The following is a 26,195-nucleotide window of genomic DNA, read 5'->3' on the forward strand; positions in this document are numbered from 1 at the left end:
ATTCACTTGTTCGTTTCCAGACCTTTTTTATTCAGCCATGCATTGCTTATGCATGTGGTTAGAAACAAAAAAGGCACTGATGTCAGGTGCAATCAGTGCCTTTTGGGGATCCTTAAACTGTTTGCGCATCCGCCTCGTTTGGCTTGTCTTCAACCGGAGCTACTTTTGGTTCAAGGTTCCAGAAGAAGTAATACAAGATAAAGCATCCTGCCATTGCGATACTTGGCATCGCAAACATAAAGGCTTTGATACCCATCAGAGTTGACTCAGCCTGCACGTCTAACGAAGCATTGTAGCCGACCATACTTAGCCCCATACCAGCAATAAAACCAGCAATAGCTTGCCCCATCTTACGCATGAAAGAGTAGCTTGAGTAAATGATGCCCTCTTGGCGCTGACCTGAGATCTCGTAGTTGTAGTCAATACAGTCCGCCACATTCGCCCAGATCAGAATGTTTGGTAGCAGCATAAATGGCATACCAACAATGTAAAACACGAGTGCACCGTAGATGCTTGTTGGGAGCAAGAAGCTAACCATCGAAGCAATACCAGCACCAGCAAAGCCCGTTAACATCAACCTCTTGGTGCCAAAGCGTGCCGATAATTTACCAACACTTGGAGCAACAACGATGGTCGTTACGACTTGTACCACAGCCGTCAAAGAGATAAACCAAAGCGCTCCCTCTAAGTTAAGTGATAGGTAGTAGTAAAGAACACTTCCCTGGCCCAGCATCGCAGTTAGCATCAACATTGATGCGACGCTGACGCACAAGAATGGAACATTTTTACCGAGAGTTTTAATGGTGTCCTTGAACCCAAAATCAGGATTGTCAGTTGGATCATGCTTGATATGCTCTTCTGTCATTCGGTATGCAAGCAAGTAACAAACGAACGAGATAACACCTAGCGCAGTTACGCCATACAAGTATGCTTTAGACAGGTCATCGGCAAAAAATGACAGTAGGAAAGGCATGACCATGTTACAGCTGACCATGCCCATCATGCCACCGAAAGCACGAGCACCAGATAAGCCCGCACGTTCCGCTGGATCGTTGGTCATTACCGTCGCGAGTGAACCGTAAGGGATATTAATAAAAGTATACGCCATACCAAAAACAATATATGTAACGTATGCCCAAATAAGCTTTTGAACATCTGTCAGTCCTTCAGGTGCCCAGAACACTAGGATCGCAGCAATAATGACTGGCCAGCTACCTTTGAGCAAAAACGGACGGAACTTCTCTCCTCGACGCTTGGCAAATAACTTATCGCACAGCGCACCCATCATAGGATCGTTTATCGCATCCCAAATTCGAGCAACTAAAAATAGCGTACCAGCAGCTGCGGCAGAAATACCAAGAACATCAGTATAGTAAGCCAGCAAAAACATGGAGCTCATACCAAAAGTCAGTGAGTTAGCTAAGTCCCCTAGGGCATAACCAACTTTGTTTGATACGGATATGGTTTTCATCTTATTCCCTTACGTTCACGTTGTATTTTGAGTTGGTGCAGTAGTAGCGCTACTTGCTTTATATGCGATTAATTATACAAGACATTGGAATACCAATAAGTGCTCGAACTCACCCTTTGCATACCAAAATTGCAATTATGAAAAAATGGTGAACCACATCTCACTATAAAACTTGTGCTCGTGAACTCAATGAGATCAAAGCAAATACAACAAAGGGCAGTATAAAACTGCCCTTTGATATTGGGTAAAAGGAATAACTGACTTGTGACTAAGGTTCCGTAATTCTATGCCTTTCAAAAATTGGTGTGCCGGTTTGATAATAAGATAGTGATTCTGCATCCCCAACACGTACTTGCTCGAGAACAGGATAAGCCTTCACACATAAAAACAAGGGGCTACATGAGCCCCTCTTTAGATAAATTACTTTTTGTATTTAAAGTCAGGTATTTTTGCCCAACGTTTACGTAGGTGGTGCGCTGCCATCTTAGGCTGACGGTTACGTGTGAACGCACCTTTTTTGTTACCATCCATACGGATAATACCTTCCCAAGTTTGGAAGTCGGCAAAGTTCCACATTTGCTCGCCAACAACCGCATCACAACTATCGAATGCAAAATGCTGTTGGTCTAAGTATTCCACTTGGTATTCTTCTGACCATTGAACGCTTGGTAACTTGTGTACACCAGCTGTCGTATCTGCGCCATATTCAGTAATGATAATTGGTTTGCCTTCGGTAGCCCAACCAGCTAGCTCTTTTGCAAATGCTTTACCAGCATCACGCATCTCAATACCACCCATGATGTACCAACCGTAGTAACGGTTTAGACAAATGACGTCTGCATGCTGATGAGCATGACATTTTCCGTAAGGAGCCATCATGAAGTTAACAAAGGTCAAAGGTCGGTTTTGCGGGTCCTGTGTACGCGCAAATTCAAATACTTGGCGGAAGTACTCGTTTGAACTCTCTTGAGATGTATCAGGTTCATTCGATAGTGACCACATCACGACACAAGGGTGGTTTTTGTCACGCTTAAACAACTCTTCAATTGCGTGCTTTTGCGCCGCCAAGCCTTCTGTTTTTACATCTTCATTATCAAAGAACTTCAGCTTTTCATTGCCACCAGCACCCGCGCCAGCCCCTGCGATACCACCGCCACTCAACATCATATCCCACTGACCAACAGCAGGAGTTTCATCAATAACGACTAAACCACGACGGTTTGCTAGTTGCATAAATTCTTCTGCGTAAGGGTAATGAGATGTACGCATAGAGTTCGCGTTGATCCAATCCATCAGCTCCATATCACGAAGATTCACTACCGGATCGTAACCACGACCGCGATGATCGGAATCTTCATGCTTACCGAAGCCCTTGAAGTAAAAAGGTTCGTTGTTAATTAGGAACTGAGTTCCATCAACCTTAACTGTACGAATGCCTACTTCAAGCGGGTATTGGTCTACAATTGCACCTGCTACTTCAATCGAAGTTTCTAATGTGTATAGGTAACCTTGCCCAGGCTTCCATAAGTTCACATTTTCTACCACTAACTGGCCTTTCTCACCCGAGCTCTCGGCAACAGGCACTCCTTGAGCGTCGTATAGTTTTACGCTAACTTTCGCCCCTTCAGGCAAGTTAGCTTCAAGCGTGTAATCAACTTTACCGACTGTTCCTTCAAAGTCAGTAATTACAGTAATATCGCTCAAGCGGTGCTTTGGTAGAGCCATCAGTTTCACCGTGCGGTGAATGCCTGCATAGTTAAAGAAGTCGAACCAAGGTTTCACCTCTTTAACGCCATCTTCGTATTCTGCAACGTGGCCACATGGAATAGTAGTTCGGGATAGCTCGTTGTTAACCACAACGACAATCTTGTTCTTTTGATCAAATTTTGCGCAGTCATTTAATAAACCAGCGAATGGCATATAGCCACCAATATGGGAAGCTACTTCAACACCATTAACCCATACTGTCGCTTTATGAGTAGCTGAACCAAAACGAACAAAGATATCTTTATCTTTCCACTCTGATGGAATAAGCACGTCGGTTTCGTACCACACATCACCACAATGGTCGCGCATCTCTTTTTCTGTGAAGATATCATTGTAACTTGATGGCACTGCCATATCTGTAGTGTCAGTTAAGCCATCTTTCCAATCATTCTCTCTGCCTTCATTGTGCTTATCCAGCTTAAAGCGCCAAATGCCGCTAATATCCTTAACGCGACGAGTCATGGTTTCTTGAGGGTACAAAAACGCAGTCATAAATGCTCCGATCGTTATCTATAAAGTTTTATTATTGTGAATATTGGTATCGAGGTAATCTCCCCGAGCAACTGGAATACCAATATAGAGACCAACCCCTGACAATTCCGCGATCTATATCACATCAGAACCGTTTTTTCAGCAATTGGTGCACCAAATCACAAAACCAATTCGCTCAACCTGTATACCAACTGAACTATGGTAATGTCGCAAATCAATTGAGAGACGATAATAGAAAACTGACGATGATGATTGATTTAGCACAATGCATAGGTTTTATTGCCCTTTTCCTGGGCGCGAGTGCTTTTTGGAATCCAAATGGGGAGCAGTTCAAAAGAAGGCTTACATGGTTTCAACTCACCATTATGTTGCACTTCATTCTACTCGGCAGCTTAGCTTCAGCAGCAGTCACTTTGATTGCTGCTCTGCGCAGCTATTTCTCGACTAAAACCCACTCATTAAGGGTAGCTATTTTCTTCATCATCATCATTTGGATCATTGGACTCACAACAATGAAATACGAGCATGAGATTCTCACAATGATTGGGGCAAGCATTGGAACCTATGCACTTTATCGCTGCGAAGGAATACAAATGCGATTACTGATCCTAGTAAACTCAACTTGTTGGTTTACCAATAACTTATTGATAGGTTCAATTGGTGGGACATTAACGGAAGGGCTTTTTATCGCATTGAACCTGAAAGTAATTGCGACGATGTACAACTCTTACCGCCGCAATCCAATGGTTGAAATGTCAGATAACAATAAGGGGTAAATCACCCATTGCTGGTATTAAAAATCGGATATGAGTCAAATAGGTAGCCATCAAAACTCTCATCTTCGACATCAGACAAATCGAGCAACGTGTTCTTTACACTTTCTAAATGTTGCCACATAGCTAACTTAGCCGCTTGCGGATCTTTACGCTGAAGTGCAGATAGAATTTTTGCATGATCTTCCAACCACTTTAGGCGGTATTCTGAGCTATCAATATGGCTATGAAGTTGCGCCCACATTTTACTTTCGGCACGCTTACGCCACATAAGCTCAGAGACTTCAATTAAAAAAGTGTTCTTACTCGCTTTAGCGATGAGCAGATGAAACTCTTTATCGTAATCCTCAGCGTAATCACCAGACTCAAGAGCTTGCTTCTCAAGGTTCAAAACCTTTCTCATTTTCATGATTTCAGCTTTAGTAATTTGTGTAGCAGCAAACTCAGCAATGTTACTTTCTATTAGTTGTCGTCCTTGCAGCATCTCAAATGGCCCAATATCTGTACCCTCAAGAAAATACGCTGATGTAGACAGCGTCTCGACTCCATCAGAGGCTGCGACTCGGCCTTGGTTTGGTAGTGCCACAACATACACACCTGAGCCTTTTCGAACCTCAACTAAGCCTTCTAATTCAAGCATGATAATCGCTTCACGAATAACCGTGCGACTCACATCATACTGTTCTGCAATTTCTCGCTCAGTTGGTAATCGTTCACCAATTTCATAGGTTCCTTGTTCCAACTGTTTAAGTAAATCTAAACCAATGGAAACATAGCGACGGCTATTTTGTGTTGTTTTGCTTTCATTAGACATTGTCACTTTTATCCTATTTATGCGTGCGTTTCCTCACGACGAACTATCCATACCTATAAATTTGAATACATAACTAGTCTGAATGATCGATATGGTCAATTCATCTGCGCTCTGTACTTTCATGTACACCAACGCAATTGTAATCAGGCTCAAAAACGACATTCTACCATTCGGAATACCAAAATTCCCTACTAAAACTCTTATTGAGTTCAAATTTTGGCAATAGCTACCGGGAGCTTAGTGATCATTGTCACCCAAAAATTATTTCTGTGTGTTATTGATCAATAAAATGGCATACCAAAGTTGGGGTGGATTCTACCAATATATATATTGGTATGCATAAATAACACCCTACGCTGGAATATAACAATGACAAAACTTCTTACCCGAAAAACAGCGATATCCGGATACATAGCGGTGGCGCTTGGATGTCAATTTTTTACCTCTCCTGTATCAGCTAATTTCGTCGAGGATTCAACCTTAGGCGTAAAATTGAGAAATGAGTACCGAAACGCAGAGCGACCAAGCGCAAGTGATGGCGTCTATGGCCCGGAGATCGATGCATGGGTTCAAGGTTTCTTGTTTGACTTCGAGTCCGGTCAGTTCATGGATATCGTAAGCATTCAAGCAGGTACATACCACATTGAAAAACTACGCGCAGACCCCGATAAATCAACACGTTTTTATTTAGACGGCCATGAAAGTTTTACGATCAACTACGCCAACCTCAGTTTAGATTTTGGTGATTGGGCCAACATTAAAATCGGCCAATTCGGTACAGATTACCGATATGGCTCACTCGAATACCAAGTACCTTTAATTGAATATTCTTCTGTTCGCACGGTCCCATCACTTAATGAAGGGGTTTTCTATGAAGGGACATTTAATAATTTCCATTTGTATGGCATGTACAGCCAAAGATACGCAGGTGGCTACTATCAAGAATGGACAGATGAGGGATTCAGAACAGATATTAAGCTTGCTCCATCCGGCGATAAATATTTGATTGAAGTAGATAAGAAACCTAGCTATTCCATTGCCGGGGTTTGGGATAACAAAGAAACGATGTTGTCACTTGGTGCCAGCTACCAGGAAGATTTATCGTGGCAGTTAATGAGCCGTGGCAGTCACAGTTGGATCAACCCAGAAACGGGATTCTTCAAAGCGGAGTACGTTGGCTTCTATGCCCAACCAATTGGCTTGTCTCAAGACCAAAATGTCGATGATGACACTTATGCAGTATCAGGCCAACTATTGTGGAACAAAGATCGAGTCACGGTTATGGGCTCATTTGGCCAAGTAGGTAAAAAGCTTCCTGGAAACCCAGATATCGATACCGATATTGGCTTCCCATTTGATCAGAGCATCGACCGCAACCACTATGACATGTTCTCATGGCAGCTTGGCGGCTTCTACAAAGTTTCGGACGCCTTCGACATGGGCCTAGCGCTTGTTGTCACCGACGGTTATGAAGATCGAGACCACGACGTCAACATTGAAGGCTTAGGTGCAAACTTAGTGCTAAGTCATACTGTTCAAGAAGGGCCTCTTAAAGGATTTAAAACATCAGCCATTCTTAACAAGGCTCAAGAATATCGCGAAGGCAGTGCACTTGGCGACAAGTTAGATTACTACGACATAAAACTTACCGCGCACTACGATTTTAATCTGTTCTAGATTCAACTCTCCTGTTAAGAGTGGCGGAACTCAGTTCGCCACTCCTGCACTTCATCCCCTCTGCTATAGTTAAAGCACGTCATCCTGGGACGTCTATAGATATGGAGGTTCTATGCCTAAGTTTTTTTTAATCTGCATATTGTCATTTTTCCTTAGCTCCGCTCCCTTCGCCAAAGAAGCCGATCAATTCATATTCTCGGCTTTTCAAGTACAGTCGTATGTTGATGCTCATCCCCTAAACACCACCACTCAATCGACAACAAAAATAGGTTGCGATGCAAGAGCTGGCTGGAAAATGGCAATGACCGGGTTAGGGAGCCCAGAGTTATGTGTTGATGGGCCTAATTATGTTGAAGTGAAAAGCGAATGGATAAGCGTTTACTCTGCGATCAAGTATAAGTGATGCAATGAAAGCCGGAGGGCGAATCCAAGCTTTGCCCCTCCTAAATCAGATCTAAATTAATAGAGCGTAATTTCTTAACCAGTAGTGGGCCCTGCGTTGTAAATAGCCGCCGAATGCAAACTATCTTTGTGATATGACTTCTAAAAGTAACTGCAAAAGTCGTTGCTTATACAGCCAGTCATCAAGTAAATACCCCTTCGCATTTTCATAAACCGGCATAAAAATCAATAATTTAATCAAAAACCAGACCATTACCTGCCGCCGGTTTCAACTCAGTTCCTCACAAAGATGCTTATTTCTCACGCAGCGCACATGAAAAGTTCACATCTTGGTCATGCTCTAAGGTCTAAAATTACTTTTGAATTCGTGTCGAAGGACGATATGAACAATTGCTAATTGTGGGAGGTTGCTATGGAAAAGTACTGTCCAATATGTCAAACAGAGCTCATTGGTCGAAGCCAATATTCTGTGTGTCCGAGAAACAGTATTGGTGAATGCGCTTATGATGGCTATGAGGATCTGCACGCTCGTTGTTGTCATGAAAAAACAGATAGCGCGCGGGAAAGTGAAGCTCCTTCTTTAGACTAGATACGACGAGAATGACACAAAAAAGCACCACATCTTTCAACATGGTGCTTTTTGGGGGAAACTCGGGGGCGGTTTATAGCACGGCTTTGCGGCTTGGTAGGAACACTTCGCCTAACATGCAGCGTACAGAGCCACCGCCAATCGATTCAATGGTAGAAACGTCGAATGGCAGCAATTTACCGTGAGTCGCGAGTTGATTTCTTTGTGCTGGAGAGAATGCATCGTAAGCCGATTGAGACATAGCAATCACCTTATCGCCGCGTACCGTTTCCAATTGAAGGATGTTGCCACAGAACTGGTTCATCTGCTCAAGAGAAATCGAGATCACCTGCTTATCTTTCGCCAATGATTTAAGCACAAAGCGACGCTCAAACTCAGGGATCACTTCATCACATATCACGCAGAACTGCTCACCTACCGCCATCATCACGTTAGTGTGGTAAATCGGCGCGCCAGAAGGCAAACGGGTTTGGAAAGAAATCACGCGATCGTAATCAATGCGCTTGGCATAATCTTCTAACACCAGACGATCACAACGCTGTGAGAGCGCGGCATAAACGGTTTTGTTGAAGTGGTCGAACACCATCACGCCAGTGCTTTCTAGGTAGGCTTCTTCATCAAGGTATTCGGTTAATGAATCTTGTTGATGCACTTCTCGACCCGCTTGTGCAAGTGCTGCAACCAATGCATCCGGGCGAACCTCTTGCTGGCGGTTTTCACATGCCATTGGAAAGGTATACAAGCAGCCTTGAGGAGTAGTGCTAAACCAGTTGTTTGGGAACACGGCATCTGGAGTTGCGGTGTCTGATTGAGGGTAATCAAACTCGACGACTTGCACGCCTTCCTTACGCAATGTTTCAACCATCGCGGAAAATTCAGCCATGGTGTTACGTGAGACCTCTTCTTGAGTCAGAGACACTTGGTGTTGAAACTCGTTGTCTTGCGCGGTTTCTTCATTAAAGCGAAACTCTTTCGGCGGAACCATCACAACACAATTAGCGGTATGACGCTGAGCACTTTGCGTACTTTCTTCTGGTTCACGTGCATTCTGAGGCACTGATTCGTGTAATAGCATCCATCTTATCCTTATCACTAGAATGATGAGATTGTAAAATTATTGTTAAGCTCGGTTTTGCTGTTTTTAATAACAATTCCATCAATCAAAAGTAATATTCACTGACAAAATACAAAATTGTCCGACTTTTTATTGTCACTTGGTCGATTTACTGTTTTGTGACGCGTGAATGGTCATCTCAAGAATAATGCACTAGCGAATTCTTTATAACCAACTAGTTACATTTAAAAGGCAATCGGTTAGACTATTTTTTCGCCTCTCACACATACGCAAAAGTGTCTGCTTTTCTGGCTAGCAGACCACAATATGTCTTGTCTCATACTCGGTATTAACTGCTTCGTCCAAAGCAGGAAGAATTGATGGATTCAATTACTGAGATGGCAACTATTAACTTTAGGAAGAGTTATGTTTAAACGATTTGAAGGCTTTACCGAGCCGTTCCCCAAATCAACCCCTGATCAGCCACCTACCGGGATCTTTGCTTTTTTACGCCACTATACTCGTGGATATGAAAAGCCGCTGATCATCATGTCCTTAATGTCGACGATTGTGGCGATCGTCGAAGTGTCTCTGTTTGGTGCCATGGGCCAGTTGGTTGATTGGCTATCCACCAGCAATCCAGAAACCTTCTTGCAAGACAATAAAGCCGACCTTATTTTCTATGGCTCTTTATTGCTGATTGTCATGCCTATTTTGGTCGTAGTTTACTCGCTACTCATTCACCAGACTCTGCTGGGTAACTATCCAATGTCAGTACGCTGGCTTGCACACCGTTACTTGCTCAATCAAAGCTTGAACTTCTATCAAGATGATTTTGCTGGCCGTGTTGCTACTAAGGTAATGCAAACCTCTTTAGCGGTGCGAGAGACCGTCATGAAGACAATGGACGTGTTTGTCTACGTCTCGGTTTACTTCACCAGCATCATCGTCATGTTAGCGGCTGCCGATTGGCGCTTGATGATCCCGATGCTGGTATGGCTAGCCGCTTATATTGCTATTCAGATTTACTTTGTCCCTAAACTAAAAAAGGTAGCAACCGAGCAAGCTGATGCTCGTTCAACCATGACTGGACGTATTGTCGATAGCTACACCAATATTCAAACCGTGAAACTGTTCTCTCATAGCAAACGAGAAACGCAGTATGCCGAAGAAGGTATGAAAGGCTTCCTGAATACCGTTTATCGTCAAATGCGCTTGGTGACAGGCTTTGATGTAGCAGTCGAAATCTCCAACTACCTATTAGTGTTCTCGGTAGCTGCACTGTCGATTTACTTGTGGTTGGACAGTGCCATCAGTGTCGGGGCAATTGCGATTGCCGTCAGCTTGGCACTGCGAATTAACGGTATGTCGATGTGGATCATGTGGGAAGTCGGAGCCCTGTTCGAAAACTTGGGTACTGTTGTCGATGGTATGAAAACATTATCTAAGCCTATTGATATCCAAGACAAACCGGATGCGAAAGCTCTACAAGTGTCTGAAGGTGGTATCCACTTTGACAACGTCAGTTTCCATTACGGTGAGAAAAAAGGCGTCATCAGCAACCTCGACCTTAATATCAAACCCGGTGAAAAAGTGGGTTTGGTTGGCCGCTCTGGAGCAGGTAAATCAACCTTAGTGAACCTCTTACTTCGTTTCCATGATGTTGAAGAAGGCAGTATTAAGATTGATGACCAAGAAATTTCAAGTGTGACTCAGGACTCACTACGCTCAAAGATTGGTATGGTAACGCAGGATACTTCTCTGCTACACCGCTCTATCCGCGACAATATCTTGTATGGCAACCCTGATGCTACGGAAGAAGAGCTGCTAAAAGCAACCAAGCAGGCGCATGCACATGAGTTTATCGATACCCTAACCGACCCATTCGGCAACGTAGGTTACGACGCACAAGTAGGCGAGCGCGGTGTGAAATTGTCTGGTGGTCAGCGTCAACGTATCGCGATTTCTCGCGTATTACTAAAAGATGCACCGTTGCTGGTACTTGATGAAGCAACCTCTGCGTTGGATTCAGAAGTTGAAGCCGCTATTCAAGAAAGCTTGAACGAGCTGATGCAAGGAAAAACGGTTATCGCCATTGCACACCGCTTGTCGACTATTGCGCGAATGGACCGTTTGATTGTGCTTGATAAAGGCAACATCGTCGAGCAAGGTTCGCACAAAGAGCTTATCGCTAACAACGGTATTTATGCTCAACTTTGGGCTCACCAAACTGGGGGGTTCCTTGGTGAGGAGATAGAAGATAAGCGAGCTTAAGCAATAAATGCCTCAAAACAAAACACCGCCTTTCGGCGGTGTTTTATTATCTGATGTTCAAAGCTATGGCGCTAAGCGATCAATATCCCACTCGCCATCATGCTGAGAGAACAAGAAGCGGTCATGCAGACGGTGTTCACCACCCTGCCAAAATTCAATACTCTTAGGCCTAACTCTAAACCCACCCCAAAAGGTAGGTACAGGGATCTCGCCTTTAGCAAACTTCTGTTTCAGCTCTAGAAATTTTCCTTCTAGCACACCACGAGCAGAGATGCGGCTACTTTGTTTACTTGCAATGGCCGCTAGCTGACTCTCTTTCGGACGCGAAGTGAAGTACTTCATGTTCTCCATTGGTGACAGCTTCTCTGCGACACCAGTAATATGAATTTGTCGCTCAAGCGGGTGCCATGGGAAATGGAGGCTAATATTGCTGTTGTGCTCAAGATGCTGGGCTTTACGGCTGCCTAAGTTGGTATAAAAAACGAAGCCGTCTTTATCGACGTTCTTAAGCAAAACAATACGTTGAAATGGCATACCGTTTTCATCAACCGTTGCAACTGTCATTGCTGTTGGGTCAGTCAAACCAGCTTGGATTGCTTGCTCCAACCATAAGTTAAATTGGTCGATTGGATCCGCTTTTAGGTCTTTACGGCGTAAGCCACCTTTTGTGTATTCACGGCGGATGTCGGAAAGTTCCATCTTCACTCCTTCACTATTTTTTCTCGATTGTGCGCTTGATGGTGGGGAATTACAAGGTCAGCCTTGTTAGCGCAAAGGTAATGGGCCTCACCCTACTCTTTGATACGCCGATATTCCTTGTTCAAACCCACAAAATTCAGATCTAATTCTCGTTGTGGTTGTGGCTCAATGTACCTTTAAATGCCTTTTGCTAACATGGCGTTAAAAACCAGTGAGCTCGCCGTGAACATACTCAACCCTAAAGCCATTCGGCATTTTGTTTTATTGATTAGCGCAGTTGGACTCGTCGGGTTACTGCTTACCCACTACTATGCGACTCAATATCAGCAACGCCAATGGCAATCACTTCTTGCAACATTATCAAATCAAGTGTCACAAAAAATCGACGCTGAACTGGCAAAGTTTGAACAAATCCCCAACGTACTAAGCCACGATCCTCGCCTGTTGTCTGCACTTAAAAATCAAGAACCTTCATCATCGCTTAATCAACTATTATCGGACTGGCTTAAACAAAGTCTTGCCGACACGATCTATGTTCATGACCGAACAGGAACCGTAATCGCATCAAGCAATTTTGAACAAGCAGACAGTTTCGTTGGTGCAGATTTTAGCTTTAGACCCTATTTCCAAAACGCAATGAAAGGGGAGAAAGCTCAATATGTTGCGCTTGGGGCTCGCTCAAATAAAAGAGGGTATTTTTTTGCTTCCCCGCTAATCGCCGATGGAAACGTGCTTGGTGTTATCACGGTAAAAGTAAACCTCGAACAACTCGAACAAAGCCTTGCTCAAGAATCGACGGATATACTCGTGGTAGATGAACACAATATTGTGTTTATGAGCAATTTGCCCAACTGGCGATACAAAGCGCTGTTCCCCTTAACAGAGTCGCAAACAAGCTACCTCACACGCACACAACAATATGGTGACCAACTCCCTCAATACCGTGGCGATATAACCCAAGAAGGTGACTTCACGGATTTTGAACACTCTTCTTTGCTGCCATCAGAGCATTACCTTGCCTTTGCCGAGCCTTTGCATGCAAAAGGTTATCGAGTCATTGCTATCGTCACGAAAAATCAAATTCTGATGGCTGCATTACAAGCAGACATCATCTTTCTGATTTTCTACAGCTTAATGAGCTTAATCGCACTTGCTTGGTTTCAGATGATGGTCAACAAAGCTCGTCTCGCTGAAATGAATGTCAGTTTGGAAGAAAAAGTAACACAACGAACCGTAGTACTAAGTCAGGCAAACCAACAGTTACAACAAACCATTAGTCAATATCAGCTGAGCCAAAAAGAGCTGAAACAAACCCAGCAAGAGCTCACGCAAGCCGCAAAGCTCGCTCTTTTAGGAGAGCTTTCAGCCAGCATTAACCATGAAATTAACCAACCTCTAGCCGCACTGAGAACATACACAGAAAACTCTCAGCGTTTGATGGCAATGGAACAATACCCTGTGGTCACGGCTAATCTTGCCAAGATGCTGAGCTTGAATGATACAATTTCAGAGGTGATTGCTCGCTTAAAAGTGTTTACTCGTAAATCAGATCAAAACACACATAATGAAATCGCTAATTTGCATAACTCTGTTCACAACGCCACCAGCATACTGAGCAACAAACTGATCAAACAAGGCGTCACGCTGAAAGTCCCAACCATTCACCGCAACATAAGCTTAGCCATTCACAGTGTCGAGCTTGAGCAAGTGTTGATTAATCTTTTTCACAATGCGGCTCAAGCCATGGATGGACAACGTATTGATCCTCAGATATCGCTGGCTGTTCAATGTCACGATAATTTATGTGACATTTTAATCTCTGATAATGGCCCGGGAATGTCAGACTCTTCATTAGAAAAAGTGTTTGATCCATTCTTTACGACCAAACCAGAAGGTTTAGGGCTTGGCCTTACGATTTCTAAAAGGATTCTTGAGAGCTACGGCGGCAGTTTGACTGCATTTAATCACGCCAACAAAAGTACCCATGAGTTAGCTGGCATGACCTTCGTGATTACCGTCCCTCTTGTAACAGAACCTACGGAGCAACCTCATGAATGATCTAATCTATTTTGTCGATGATGAGCCCCACATTCGTGATGCTGTTTCCCAAGCATTAATAATTGAAGGACTAACCGTTACTTGCTTTCCAAATGCCATAGAAGCACTCCGGGAAATTGACGTGCAAACGCCAGCAGTAGTTATCACGGACATTCATATGCCCGTCATGGATGGGCTCGAATTCATGAAAACCCTACTAAGCAAAAATGCACACTTTCAAGTCATTGTCCTCACTGGCCATGGTGACGTTAAAACGGCTGTGGAAGCGATGAAAGCAGGCGCTTATGATTTCTTGGAAAAGCCATTCTCGACTGAGCAACTAATGAAGTCACTGAACAATGCCAAAGACAAGCTGCTGCTCCTGCAAGAAAACGTATGGCTTAAAAAAGAGCTCGACATGCAAACTCATGTTGGTCCCAAAATGATCGGTCACAGCCAAGCAATGGTAACAATACGTCGAACCATCATTAGCAGCACACCAAATAAACCGATGATATTCTTAGGCAAAGAAGGAACTGGCCGCCGCTTAGCTGCCCAGTTTGCTCACGATATTCACGCAACGCCAGACAGCGAACTACTTATCGCTTCAGGGTACGATCTATCTGAACTTTCTGATGAAGCATTTACTAAAAGCATTGATTATCTTACGCAAGGCAAATCATCATCCAGTTTATACGTCCACAGTCTCGAATATCTCCCTGCCGATCGTTGGGATAAACTGGTGCAGCACCCTGGGTTGAAACGCGTTTTAGGTGCTGGCATCAGTGCGTGCTTTGATATTCAAAACACCGCTCTCGTTATTCACTTACCCACACTGGACGAACGCAAAGAAGATATCGCTCCATTGTATAAGCACTTTGTCCGCTACTCCGCGAGCCGATATCAGTTGCAGCCGCCACAAATTACATTGGAAGAAATAAACCAAGTAACCCAAATGTCGTGGCCTGAGAACATCAAACAACTACGACAGTTCGCCGAGCTACGAGCATTAAAACCAGCAGCATTTCCTATGAGTGAATGGAGTAACGAACGCAGCATTGAACTCCAAAGTATGACTCAGCGCACAGAACACTTTGAATACTGTCTGTTATTTGATGCTTTACAACGCCATAAAGGCAGGCTGAAAGAGGTTCAACTAGAATTGAACGTGTCACGCAAGACATTGTATGACAAGCTAAAAAAGCATCAGTTGGACAAAACACAGTTCAAGGCCTAGATAGAATTAATTTATTGATCCTGTTGCTATTACTTAACATGGTCAATAAATGAGAATAAAATCAAAAAGATATTTATTCTTTATAAAACAAGGAATGTAATGAGCCGAGATAACTACAACAAACTCAGCAACGAAGAGTTGGATTTTGTTGACGACAAGACCGCAGCATTGCTTCTCAACACACCAAGTAGTGCCCGTTTAATGCTTTGGGTCATGGTGCTTTTTTTCGCTGCCGCGATTGGCTGGGCATCTTGGGCAGAGATTGACAAAGTCACGGTTGGTCAGGGAAAAGTCATTCCTTCATCGCAAATACAAGTCGTGCAAAACTTAGAAGGTGGCTTAGTTAAAGAGATCCTTGTCAAAGAAGGCCAACAAGTCGAAAAAGGTCAGCAATTGCTTTTGATTGATGACACGCGTTTTCGCTCTGACTTTCGTGAACGAGAGCAGCAAGTGGCGAACTTAACCGCGTCAGTTTTGCAGCTCTCCGCCTCTATTAGTAGTGTCGAAGTGAATCGAGAGTTTGATGAAAAGGATTGGGAGAAAAGCGTTCTGCTTGATTACGGAAAACTGACCTTCCCACCGACATTAGAAGAAAACCAGCCAAAACTGACTCAACGCCAAAAAGCGGAGTACCGTGAAGATCTAGACAACCTGCGCAACCAATTATCGGTCATTGATCAACAGGTAAAACAGAAACAGCAAGATCTCGTTGAGATCGAAGCTCGTGTGCGCAACTTGCGTCAGAGTTACTCATTTGCCAAGAAAGAGCTGGATATCACGAAACCTCTTGCTGATGAAGGCGTCGTTCCACGTATTGAGCTATTGAAACTACATCGTCAAGTCAACGAATCTCGCCGTGAAATGACATCAAGCGAACTAAAAATTCCGGTGATCAAATCTTCGATCAAAGAGGCAATGTTGAACCGGATAGATGTGGCACTTAAGTTTCGTTCGGAGCAACAAGAGAAACTCAATAAAACTCAAGATCAGTTGTCTGCGTTGGTTGAGTCTGCGGTTGGGTTAGAAGACCGTGTTAACCGGACTATCGTCGTATCCCCTGTAACAGGCACGATCAAAACGTTAAACGTCAATACGGTTGGCGGGGTTATTCAGCCCGGTATGGACATTGTAGAAATCGTTCCAACCGAAGATACTTTGTTGGTGGAAGCGAAAATCGCCCCTCAAGATATTGCATTCTTACGTCCAGATTTACACGCTATCGTTAAGTTCACCGCTTATGACTTCACTAAATATGGGGGCTTAGAAGGGGTACTCGAACACATCAGTGCAGACACTACTCAGGACGAAGAAGGTAATAGCTTTTATATCGTACGCGTACGTACTGATAAAACCAATTTTGGTAAGGGGGCCGATCTGCCGATTATTCCAGGTATGACCGCGTCTGTTGATATCATCACAGGCAAGCGAACAGTATTGGAGTACCTATTGAAGCCAATTTTGAGCGCAAAAAATAACGCATTAAAGGAGTAAGCATCGAAGCAAAGATCCGATCAACGAGCTCAAATTAAGTAAGTTCTCAATGACGAACATTGATCGTGATAACAGTTGTGATGTATATCGATTATGCCACTGAATTTAAAGCGTAAAGTTAGCGTTCTGTTGAGTTTAAGTTTGCTCGCTCTTCCCGGAGGAGCCCAGAGCCCACTTGAGCAGAAATGGATAAACGCGGTCACCAACACCTACGGTGAAAGAGCGGGCTTACGTGTTAAAACATGGCGGGAAAACATTGAGTTATACCAACACCTTACTACTCAAGAAAAACTGACGGGAGTCAATGACTTTTTCAACCAAATGTATTTTGTCGATGATATAAAGCTTTGGGGGAAAAAGGACTACTGGGCAACACCTTTAGAGTTCTTAGGTAGTAGCGCCGGAGATTGTGAAGATTTTACTATCGCCAAGTATTTCTCATTGCTTGAATTGGGTGTTCCTGATTCAAAAATGCGCTTGGTGTACGTTAAAGCCATTGAACTGAATCAGTTCCATATGGTTCTCGCGTATTACCCAACACAAAGCTCAGAGCCTTTGATTTTGGACAATATAAATCCAGAAGTAGTCAAAGCCTCCAAACGTAGCGACTTGCTACCGATTTACAGTTTTAACGGTTCAAACCTTTGGTTGATGAAATCTGCAGGCAGTAACGGTGAACTCGCCGGGAAATCATCACGTTTGAGCCTTTGGAATGACTTACGTTCGCGCGAGCGTAAGTTGCACTTAAACAAACCTATTATTAACTATGACGAGTAAGAAACATGACCCTTTATAAGAAACTTGTAGTGGGAATGGTTACGGTCTTTATACTCTTGATGACATCAGTATTCGTAATCGAATTCAACACTACTCGTAACAGCTTAGAGCAACAGCAACGTTCAGAGGTCAACAATACCATTAATACGGTAGGTCTCGCTCTTGCGCCTTATCTACAGAACAAAGATAAGGTTGCCGTAGAGTCAGTAATCAACGCTTTGTTCGACGGCAGTACCTATTCGGTAGTGCGTTTAACAGCGCTAGATTCAGACTATCAAATCGTACGCTCGTACCCAGTAAAGCCAACCTCAGTACCACAATGGTTTATCGATCTAAACCTCTTTAAAGCTATCCATGATAAGCGTGTGGTAACCAGTGGCTGGATGCAGTTAGCCGAAGTTGAAATCATCAGCCACCCAGGTGCGGCTTACGAGCAGCTGTGGCAAGGGTTTATTCGTCTACTAAGCGCCTTTGGTTTGATTTTCCTAGCGGGTCTAATCTCTATCTCTTACATCTTACGCCGCTCATTAAAGCCGCTCGATGCGATTGTGAAGAAGATGCATGAAATCGCTAACAACCAGTTTGGTGACCCGCTAAAACGTCCTAAGACAAAAGATCTTATCGCCGTTGTTGATGGTATTAATACCATGTCTGCGCAAATTGAGCTTTCTTTTAAAGAGCAAGCCAAAGAAGCCCAACGTCTGCGTGCTCAAGCCTACCTAGACCCAATTTCAAAACTGGGTAACCGTTCATTCTACATTAACCAAGTAGACCAATGGCTAGCAGAACAAACTCAAGGTGGTATCGCCTTGCTACATGCAGAGTACATTGGTGATATCTACGAAACGAAGGACTACCAACGTGCAGATGCGCATGTAAAAGAGCTTTCTCAGCGTTTGAAGAACACCATTGATGTCCCAGGAGCGACAATCGCACGTTTATCTAGTGATGAGTTTGGTTTGCTATTCCCACACATGGATGAAAGCGAACTACGCCTAATGGCTGATAGCATCATGAACTGTGTGAATGGCCTAAATACTGACCCTACAGGCATGGCTAAGCCAAAAGCCTCTCTGGGTGTAGCACACAGTAAAGAAGAGAAAACCAGAACAGAAGTTATGTCTATGGTGGACAATGCGCTGTCAAAAGCGAAGTCAGAACCAGACAAAGCTTACGGCTTCATCGCTAGTGATAGCGCTTCAAGCTTGATGGGTAAACAGCAATGGAAAGCTCTGGTAGAAGAAGCGATTCATAGCGGTTGGATAAAATTCCGTTTTCAAGAAGCGAAAAACTCTTGGGGTAAAGTCTTCCATAAAGAGGTGTTCTCTAGCATTGAAAAAGATGGTGAGACTTACCGTGCGAACCAATATCTGTTTGCATTAGAGCAGCTTGAAGCAACCAATATCTTCGACCAGTACGTCATCGAATCCATGATTACGATGCTAGAAAGCGGAGAACTCACGGAGCCTGTTGCCATCAACATTGCACAAAGCAGCTTGGCTCAACCGTCCTTTATTCGTTGGACAACCAGTATTCTGGAGAAGCATACCAAAGCAGCGTCAATGCTACACTTTGAGATACCTGAAGACTGTTTTGTTGAACACCCACACCACACCGCACTGCTATGTAATGCCATTCGCCAAGCGGGCGCCGAGTTTGGTGTTGATAACTATGGACGTAACTTCCAATCACTGGATTACATTCAAGAGTTCCGCCCTGGGTATGTGAAGCTAGATTACTTATTCACTCATAACTTGCATGATGAGAAACAGAAATTCACTTTGACTTCAATTTCTCGCACCGCACATAACTTGGGCATCACAACGATTGCATCACGTGTGGAAACACAAATTCAGCTAGATTTCCTAACTGAACATTTTGTTGAAGTATTCCAAGGCTTCATCGTTGATAAAGATTAAAAAAGGTTAAGGATGAAAGACCCTTTATTAAACTCGCTCATCTACGTTAGCCGATACTATGGGTTAGCAAACTCGCCAGAGGCCTTGATCAACGGCTTACCGTTATCCGATGGCAAGCTAACCCCATTTTTGCTTCCTAGAGCGGCTGAAAGGGCTGGCCTTGTCGCAAAAGAGAACCGTGCAGGGCTGGAGAATATCTCCAGCCTTATCTTACCGGCCATCTTACTTTTAAAAGGCGGCGATTCCTGCGTCTTAAACAGTATTAACTTAGAAAAAAAAGAAGCCGAAGTCACAACACTAGAAAGTGGCTTGGTGCCTATCGCAATCCCACTAGAAGAGCTATTAGAACAGTACACTGGTCGTTACTTTCTGGTAAAAAAGCAGTTTAGGTATGACGAGCGCTCTCCAGAGGTACTAAAAACCAAAGAAGGTCACTGGTTTTGGTCGACACTGTGGCAATCTAAACGCATCTATCGCGATGTTCTCATCGCTTCTTTGCTCATCAATATCTTTGCTATTGCGGCCCCAATGTTTACCCGTTTGGTATATGACAAAGTGGTCCCTAACCTTGCATTTGAAACCCTATGGGTTCTTGCTAGTGGTATTTTTGTTGTCTTCCTGTTCGACTTCCTCTTAAAAACGCTTCGAAACTACTTTATCGATGTAGCAGGTAAAAAGTCCGATATCCTTATCTCCTCTAAGCTGTTTAGCAAAGTCATGGGAATCCGAATGGAATCGCGTCCTCCGTCTGTGGGTGCCTTTGCCCGTCACTTACAAGAGTTCGAATCTATTCGAGAGTTTTTTACCTCTGCAACAGTAAGCGCGTTGATTGACCTACCATTCGCGATTCTATTCTTGGTAATAATTTGGCTTATGGCTGGTGATTTGGTCTACGTACCAATTGTCGGTGTCGTGATTCTCATCATCCACTCTCTATTGATTCAGGGTCCTTTACGTCGCTCAATAGAAGAAGGCTCTCGTCTTGCTTCACAAAAATATGCCAACTTGATTGAAAGCCTATCTGGGTTAGAAACCGTTAAATTGCTAAGCGCCCAAGGTCAGTTTCAATACCGCTGGGAAGAAGCGGTCGCGCACATGGCAAACTGGAATATCAAGAGTCGCCGCATCACAGACAGCATCCAAAATGCGGCTGGTTTTGTTCAGCAAAGTAGTAACGTGGGGATGATCATCTTAGGCGTATATCTCATCGCCAATGGAGATTTGACGATGGGCGGTCTGATTGCTGCAACCATGTTAAGTAGCCGAGCGATTGGCCCACTAGTGCAACTTTCATTACTCTCGACTCGTTACAACCAAGCAAAATCTTCGATGACCATCATCAATCAGGTGATGGAAATGCCCGATGAGCAAGAAGAAGGTAAACGTTATATTCACCGACCAATTATTCAAGGTAAGGTAGAACTCGATCGTGTCACGTTCCATTACCCAGATGCGCCTGTCGCTTCAATCCGTGATCTTAGCTTGACGATCAACCCAGGTGAAAAGGTCGCAATCATCGGCCGTATTGGTTCAGGTAAAACGACTCTCGAACGCTTGATCATGGGGCTTTATAAGCCAACTGAAGGGCATGTTCGTATTGATGATACGGACATGGAGCAACTCCACCACGTCGATGTACGTCGCAACATAGGTTGTGTTCCACAAGACAGCAATCTGTTCTATGGCTCAATTCGTGACAACATTACACTGGGGCGCCCGCTAGCAGATGACCGAGATGTTATGGATGCGGCTAACCGTGCAGGAGTGACCGTATTTACTCAAGCCGATCCAGCGGGTCTTGAACGCCAAGTTGGCGAAGGTGGGGCGATGCTATCTGGTGGTCAGCGTCAAGCAGTCACTATTGCACGAGCATTTCTGGGTCGCCCACCAGTGCTACTTATGGATGAGCCAACGAGTGCTATGGATAACCGCTCCGAAATGCAAATCAAACACCAATTGGCGCAATTAAAACCTGCAGAAACCTTAATCCTGATAACTCACAAAACTTCGATGCTCGATGTGGTTGATCGAATTATCGTGATGGAGAAAGGCAGCATTATTGCTGACGGTCCAAAAGCACAAGTACTGAATGACTTAAAACAAGGCAAAGTAAAAGCCGTTAGTTAACAGGACAGGCTTTTTATGCAAGCCCCGTTTGATACCCATCAGACGGGGCTTATTTATTTGCCATAGTTAAACCAAAATAAGCGAACTCTTCTAAAAACACCCACAAGAGAACAAAACCAACAATGGCGACTAATCCCATGATTGCCCTTTCGTCTTCTTCCATCGCATCCCTTCCACTTTACACCACACACGTGAGCTACATAGTTAGCTTAGCAGCAGCCAGCAGTACGATGATCAGGCTTAATTCCATCGACGTTTGGAACTGAGATGCAGGTCAAAATTTGTCCAACAGAATTATCTCTCTGCTTTCAAAATAGTTAATTACTTGCGAGCGAAAATCGGCTATAACACGCGCCTTCTTAATATTCTCGAGTTGAAGAAATGAATCATTGGATGCACTTAGAGCAAATTGGCCAGTATTTCACTGCCGGCTCTATCGGTTATAAAGTGTTGATGGGCGTCATCATTCTGATCGCTTATCGCTTGCTAAAGAAAATTGCCAACCGCGCGATTCTGAATTTGGCAGAAGCCAAAGGCGTAAACAAAGCACGCTTGAGCTTTATTCAACGCTGTTTCAACGTCGCATTTTTATTTCTGTTTGCCTCACTCTTCGCTATCGTAACCGGAATTGGGTATGGCGATGTCTCTCTATTCCTATCATCGATCTTTGCGGTCTTAGGTGTTGCCTTTATCGCACAGTGGTCGATTCTCAGTAACATCACAGCAAGTTTTCTTATTTTCTTTGTCTTCCCATACCGCGTTGGTGATCGCATCAAAGTCGTAGACAAAGATGAAGACATCAGCGGTGAGATTCAAGAGATCCGCATGTTCCATGTGTTGATCAAGCACGACAACGGCAACCTGATCACTTACCCAAACAACCTGATGCTACAAAAAGCGGTGTTAAAGCTGGCAAAAGAAAAAGCTAAACCTGAAGAGCCAAAAGCTACTGCTCGTATTTATACCCGTAGACAGAAATAACCTTTACCAAAGCCGATGTGATACATCGGCTTTTTGTTTCCTCGCATTTTTTAAAGCCCCTCTTGACCTCAATCTAGCTTGAGGTTTTATCATCCTTTTCAAGCAACACACTCGGGTCTTGCCCCTAACGACAAAACATGAGAAGGATTGTATGCCAAAAGTCGCAATTGTTTACTTCACCAATACCAATATTACTGGCCAACTTGCACAAGCAGTCGCTGCCGGTGTCGAGTCACAAGGTATAAACGTCGTTTCCTATCGTATCTTGGGAACCGACATCATTACAGGTCGATACCAAAACTCTGATCTTTTTCAGTCTATTGCACAATGTGATGCCATTATATTCGGTTCACCAACCTACATGGGCAGCGTAGCTGCGCAGTTTAAAGCATTTGCTGATGCTAGCAGTGAATACTGGGGTGAGCAGGGATGGTCGGGCAAAGTAGCCGCAGGGTTCACGTCTGGAAGAGCATTGAATGGCGACCAATCAACGACATTGCAGTATCTTCTTACATTGGCAAGCCAACATGGCATGATTTGGGTAGGATTAGACTCAGCTCATGGTTTTGCTGACAAAGGAATTAATCGCCTCGGAACACAGCTTGGTGTGGTATCTAAGGCAGAAGATGGGCAACTTCATGAAGTAGATGCTGCAACCGCGCGCTATCTAGGACACCGCGTGGCTCACCTGGTTAAACGACTAGCTCATCCAGAATAGCGAGTCTAGAACAGCGTTTGCCGAGCCAGTATCGCTACAAGTTCGGCAAAAAACCATGACTCATGTAATTAAATATTTGGTAATAGCGGCCTGAACCTCTGCAACTTGTCGCTCGAACAGTTCGAGACATTGTTCGTTGTGGCACTTAGCAACTGGCACCCAGTGCAAACCAGTACCATCATTTAGAGCAAACTCAATCCTGAGCTCGTACTTAGCACCGAAGTAAACTCCGAAGCCAATACCCATTAACACTGATGCTAGCGCTATCCAATAATACCAATTGGGATAGTTCGTATCCCACGCTAACCAAAGTAATGAGGAAGCGATAGACATCCAACACAATGTCTTAAAAAGCTTTTCTCTTATGCTCAGACATTTAATTTCAATATCGTGGACTCGTGATAGAGGATAGACGTCATTCTTCACATAAAACTGATCCCGCTCTATACGAAAGTCATCCACTTTGTACATGCTCGCCAACCTCTCATAAATCACGCAAATTGATTCGGTCTTATGACGATACTAAAGCGCAAATAGCTGCGCACCTCCAATTCTGTGTTTTATAAGAGAAATGAGAGCCTGATTTAATATTCATGGTAGAAAAAATCTACTGAACAACTGATTTTTAACACTTTTCTAATGGTCTTAGTTTGGTTTCATTACTTTAAAAAACAGTTCAATAAGCGTTGGTAAGTATCTAACACCAATACGGCTGCCTTTAGAGAGCATCAAACAAGCGATGAAAATTATGCGCGGCACCAACCAGACCTTTAATTCCCATTAAGAAGTCGGTTTGCTGTTGCATGCGAATAACAGAAAAGTCACAGGGGAGACAAAATTCATGTCCCCAATAAGAATTAGAACTTGTAGCCAACTAGAAGACTAGAAGTTGTTGCATCGATACCTGCAAAATCTACAACTGAAATTTGAGCATCCAACGTAATTCCATTTTGGAACACGTAACCACCTTGCACAGCGAAACCAGTCGAAGAATCTGAGTCACTGACTGATGTGTATGCGTTGTAAACGGTCGCTTCCGTATCAGTAGCAGCTAAACCACCCAAAATACGCCAACCGCTCATGCTTTCATAGCCAACCATAAGGTTTGCTTGCGAAGCCTCTGCATGCGCGCCTAGATAACCGATTGATGCACTGTCTTCAACGATAGTTGGAACATAAGAACCAGTGTTCACAAGGCCATTGTTACCACAACCGGTTGTTATTGAATAAAAACTACCAAATCATCTGTTGTTTTTGAAAAACTCAATAAATGCTCGTGTCCGTTTCGGTAGATGTTCACGTTTAGGGTATAGAAGATAGAGCGGAAGTATCGCGTTTGTGTGCCAATCGGGGAGTAAATTGACAAGTTGTGCTCGCTCTTTGGGACTCAGTTTTTCCAGTGCAAACTCATCCAGCATCGCGACACCGCAACCAGCTACTGTCGCATCAAGCATCGATTGGACAAGATTAAAGCACAGCACGCTGGATAACGTGACCTTGATGTTTTGTTGATTTTGCTGGTGATGAAAGTGCCATGTATCCAAATTCAATTCAGCATTGCGATAGGTAATGTGTTCTAAAAGATGCAAATCTTCTGGCGTGCTTGGTGATGGTTTTGTAGCTAGATACGCTTTGCTCGCGAATGGTTTACAGTGTAAAGAGCGCAGATGATGTCCGACATACCCTTCAGGGGGAGAGTCGGTAAAAAAGAACGCAAGATCAAATCCAGACTCAATCAAATCGAGCGGTGTTTCAGTGAAAATCACCTCAAACGTTACGTCGGGGAATCGCTGACGAAATGCGATTAATGAAGGGTTGAGTAACTCGGCACCAAAGGAGGCAGAAGCAGCAATACGTAAATGCCCAGCAACCTTATCGCTTTCCTTCACTTGTTCATTAATCTGTTCCACGTTTTCCATTAAGCCTTTCACTTGGTGATAGAAACGCTGCCCATCGGAAGTAAGGTTAAATTGTCGCGTGGTTCGTTGGATAAGCTGAACAGAGAGTATTGCCTCCAACTGTCTGAGCTGACGACTAACATGTGCATTGGAACAGCGCAGCTTCTTAGCAGCACCAGCAATACTTTTCTCTTCACACAATGCAATGTAAATCGGCACGTAACTGAGCCAGTTTATTTCCATATGGTAATTATGAATCTCTAAAATCAATCTACTGGAAATAATAGAAAGGCTCTACACTTCGCACAACTTAAATTTTTGCATGGAGAATACAGATGAACGCTTTTGAAACTTGGTTAACTGGCCAAGTCATAAAAGATCACGTAACGAATCCAAATATCGAAGTTGGGGATTACAGCTACTATTCGGGGTTTTATCACGGGAAAACCTTCGAAGATCAGGCTGTTCGTTATTTGATGGGCGACAGCGTGACACAACAAGAGTGGCAAAACGGCGCATATGGAGAAGTCGATAAACTGATCATTGGCAAATTTTGTTCAATTGCCTCTGGCGCGACTTTTATGATGGCGGGTAATCAGGGGCATCGTATTGATTGGATTTCCACGTTTCCCTTTTCCCCAGAAGAGTTTGGCGATGGGGCACAAAGCGGCTTTGAGCGTGCCGGCGATACCGTTATTGGCAACGATGTCTGGATTGGCACAGAGGCAATGATAATGTCAGGAGTAACTGTCGGTGATGGTGCGGTCATTGGTGCACGAGCTGTCATCACAAAAGATGTGGCACCTTATTCGATTGTGGTTGCAAACAACCATGTCGTCCGAAAAAGGTTTGATGAGGGCGCAATTGGATCACTACTCGAAATAAAATGGTGGGACTGGCCTTTAGAGAACATCAAACAAGCGATGAAAATTATGTGCAGCGGTGATATAGAAAAGCTCGCTACCTACTACGCTGAGCATATACAGTCACGTTAGAGA

21 protein-coding genes are annotated in these 26,195 nt (G+C 43.9%); 13 read left to right on the forward strand and 8 right to left on the reverse strand.

The genetic code is table 11. From position 1 onward, the window contains the following. Window positions 1-112 precede the first annotated feature (112 nt). Together BSZ04_RS03900 and uidA are read right to left on the reverse strand one after the other, a co-directional pair. A complete protein-coding gene (locus BSZ04_RS03900; protein ID WP_088879605.1) occupies window positions 113-1,471 on the reverse strand; it encodes an MFS transporter in 1,359 nt (452 codons plus the stop codon). 420 nt (window positions 1,472-1,891) lie between these two features. Next, complete coding sequence (gene uidA, locus BSZ04_RS03905; protein ID WP_088879606.1) at window positions 1,892-3,730, reverse strand: beta-glucuronidase; 1,839 nt, start codon at window positions 3,728-3,730, stop codon at window positions 1,892-1,894. Between the two features lie 245 nt (window positions 3,731-3,975). On the opposite strand from uidA, the gene BSZ04_RS03910 reads away from it, so the two are divergent. Then, window positions 3,976-4,506, forward strand: a complete 531-nt coding sequence (locus BSZ04_RS03910; RefSeq protein ID WP_088880236.1) for a YgjV family protein — start codon at window positions 3,976-3,978, stop codon at window positions 4,504-4,506. Between the two features lies 1 nt (window position 4,507). On the opposite strand, the gene BSZ04_RS03915 is transcribed toward BSZ04_RS03910, so the two are convergent. Further along, window positions 4,508-5,317, reverse strand: a complete 810-nt coding sequence (locus BSZ04_RS03915) for an FCD domain-containing protein (RefSeq protein ID WP_088879607.1) — start codon at window positions 5,315-5,317, stop codon at window positions 4,508-4,510. A gap of 369 nt (window positions 5,318-5,686) precedes the next feature. Between BSZ04_RS03915 and BSZ04_RS03920 the strand changes: the two genes are divergently transcribed. Both BSZ04_RS03920 and BSZ04_RS03925 read left to right on the forward strand, forming a co-directional pair. Beyond that, window positions 5,687-6,994: an OprD family outer membrane porin gene (locus tag BSZ04_RS03920; RefSeq protein ID WP_088879608.1), complete on the forward strand. Its 1,308-nt coding sequence runs from the start codon at window positions 5,687-5,689 to the stop codon at window positions 6,992-6,994. Window positions 6,995-7,106: 112 nt separating this feature from the next. Continuing rightward, window positions 7,107-7,397: a hypothetical protein gene (locus BSZ04_RS03925; protein ID WP_088879609.1), complete on the forward strand. Its 291-nt coding sequence runs from the start codon at window positions 7,107-7,109 to the stop codon at window positions 7,395-7,397. A gap of 661 nt (window positions 7,398-8,058) precedes the next feature. On the opposite strand, the gene BSZ04_RS03930 is transcribed toward BSZ04_RS03925, so the two are convergent. Further along, the gene (locus BSZ04_RS03930; protein WP_010453739.1) at window positions 8,059-9,060 is read right to left on the reverse strand and encodes an arginine deiminase-related protein; all 1,002 of its coding nucleotides are present in this window, start codon (window positions 9,058-9,060) and stop codon (window positions 8,059-8,061) included. A gap of 405 nt (window positions 9,061-9,465) precedes the next feature. Here BSZ04_RS03930 and BSZ04_RS03935 point away from each other — a divergent pair, with 405 nt between their 5' ends. Then, entirely contained in the window at window positions 9,466-11,313 is a 1,848-nt protein-coding gene (locus BSZ04_RS03935; RefSeq protein WP_088879610.1) for an ABC transporter ATP-binding protein, read from the forward strand. Between the two features lie 63 nt (window positions 11,314-11,376). Here the strand turns inward: BSZ04_RS03935 and pdxH are convergent, their stop codons facing one another. Next, a complete protein-coding gene (gene pdxH, locus BSZ04_RS03940; protein WP_088879611.1) occupies window positions 11,377-12,012 on the reverse strand; it encodes a pyridoxamine 5'-phosphate oxidase in 636 nt (211 codons plus the stop codon). 180 nt (window positions 12,013-12,192) lie between these two features. On the opposite strand from pdxH, the gene BSZ04_RS03945 reads away from it, so the two are divergent. From BSZ04_RS03945 to BSZ04_RS03980, 8 genes are all read left to right on the forward strand, one after another. Beyond that, window positions 12,193-14,070 (forward strand): sensor histidine kinase, encoded by a 1,878-nt coding sequence (locus tag BSZ04_RS03945; protein ID WP_088879612.1) that lies wholly within the window; start codon window positions 12,193-12,195, stop codon window positions 14,068-14,070. After that, a complete protein-coding gene (locus tag BSZ04_RS03950; protein ID WP_088879613.1) occupies window positions 14,063-15,286 on the forward strand; it encodes a sigma-54-dependent transcriptional regulator in 1,224 nt (407 codons plus the stop codon). The genes BSZ04_RS03945 and BSZ04_RS03950 overlap by 8 nt, the downstream gene beginning before the upstream one ends. A 99-nt stretch (window positions 15,287-15,385) precedes the next feature. Then, window positions 15,386-16,777: an HlyD family type I secretion periplasmic adaptor subunit gene (locus tag BSZ04_RS03955; protein WP_088879614.1), complete on the forward strand. Its 1,392-nt coding sequence runs from the start codon at window positions 15,386-15,388 to the stop codon at window positions 16,775-16,777. A gap of 93 nt (window positions 16,778-16,870) precedes the next feature. Continuing rightward, window positions 16,871-17,554 (forward strand): transglutaminase-like cysteine peptidase, encoded by a 684-nt coding sequence (locus tag BSZ04_RS03960; protein ID WP_010453726.1) that lies wholly within the window; start codon window positions 16,871-16,873, stop codon window positions 17,552-17,554. 5 nt (window positions 17,555-17,559) lie between these two features. Next, window positions 17,560-19,473 carry a bifunctional diguanylate cyclase/phosphodiesterase gene (locus tag BSZ04_RS03965; protein ID WP_088879615.1) on the forward strand — a complete coding sequence of 638 codons (1,914 nt, stop codon included), beginning with the start codon at window positions 17,560-17,562 and terminating at the stop codon, window positions 19,471-19,473. 12 nt (window positions 19,474-19,485) lie between these two features. Further along, window positions 19,486-21,600 (forward strand): type I secretion system permease/ATPase, encoded by a 2,115-nt coding sequence (locus BSZ04_RS03970; RefSeq protein ID WP_010453721.1) that lies wholly within the window; start codon window positions 19,486-19,488, stop codon window positions 21,598-21,600. Between the two features lie 393 nt (window positions 21,601-21,993). Continuing rightward, a complete protein-coding gene (locus tag BSZ04_RS03975) occupies window positions 21,994-22,581 on the forward strand; it encodes a mechanosensitive ion channel family protein (RefSeq protein WP_010453717.1) in 588 nt (195 codons plus the stop codon). 151 nt (window positions 22,582-22,732) lie between these two features. Further along, window positions 22,733-23,299: a flavodoxin family protein gene (locus tag BSZ04_RS03980; RefSeq protein ID WP_088879616.1), complete on the forward strand. Its 567-nt coding sequence runs from the start codon at window positions 22,733-22,735 to the stop codon at window positions 23,297-23,299. A 60-nt stretch (window positions 23,300-23,359) separates the two neighbouring features. Here the strand turns inward: BSZ04_RS03980 and BSZ04_RS03985 are convergent, their stop codons facing one another. The 3 genes from BSZ04_RS03985 to BSZ04_RS03995 all read right to left on the reverse strand — a co-directional run bounded on the left by BSZ04_RS03985 (window position 23,360) and on the right by BSZ04_RS03995 (window position 25,440). Beyond that, a complete protein-coding gene (locus tag BSZ04_RS03985; RefSeq protein WP_128826962.1) occupies window positions 23,360-23,632 on the reverse strand; it encodes a hypothetical protein in 273 nt (90 codons plus the stop codon). A 524-nt stretch (window positions 23,633-24,156) separates the two neighbouring features. After that, a complete protein-coding gene (locus tag BSZ04_RS03990) occupies window positions 24,157-24,492 on the reverse strand; it encodes an outer membrane beta-barrel protein (protein ID WP_231896291.1) in 336 nt (111 codons plus the stop codon). Between the two features lie 48 nt (window positions 24,493-24,540). Next, window positions 24,541-25,440, reverse strand: coding sequence for a LysR family transcriptional regulator (locus BSZ04_RS03995; protein WP_088879617.1), 900 nt, complete (start codon window positions 25,438-25,440; stop codon window positions 24,541-24,543). Window positions 25,441-25,532: 92 nt separating this feature from the next. On the opposite strand from BSZ04_RS03995, the gene BSZ04_RS04000 reads away from it, so the two are divergent. Then, complete coding sequence (locus BSZ04_RS04000; RefSeq protein ID WP_088879618.1) at window positions 25,533-26,192, forward strand: CatB-related O-acetyltransferase; 660 nt, start codon at window positions 25,533-25,535, stop codon at window positions 26,190-26,192. The last annotated feature ends 3 nt before the right edge of the window (window positions 26,193-26,195 follow it).

It is taken from the genome of Vibrio rotiferianus (genome assembly GCF_002214395.1).
In the GTDB taxonomy this organism is placed as follows: Bacteria; Pseudomonadota; Gammaproteobacteria; order Enterobacterales; family Vibrionaceae; genus Vibrio; species Vibrio rotiferianus.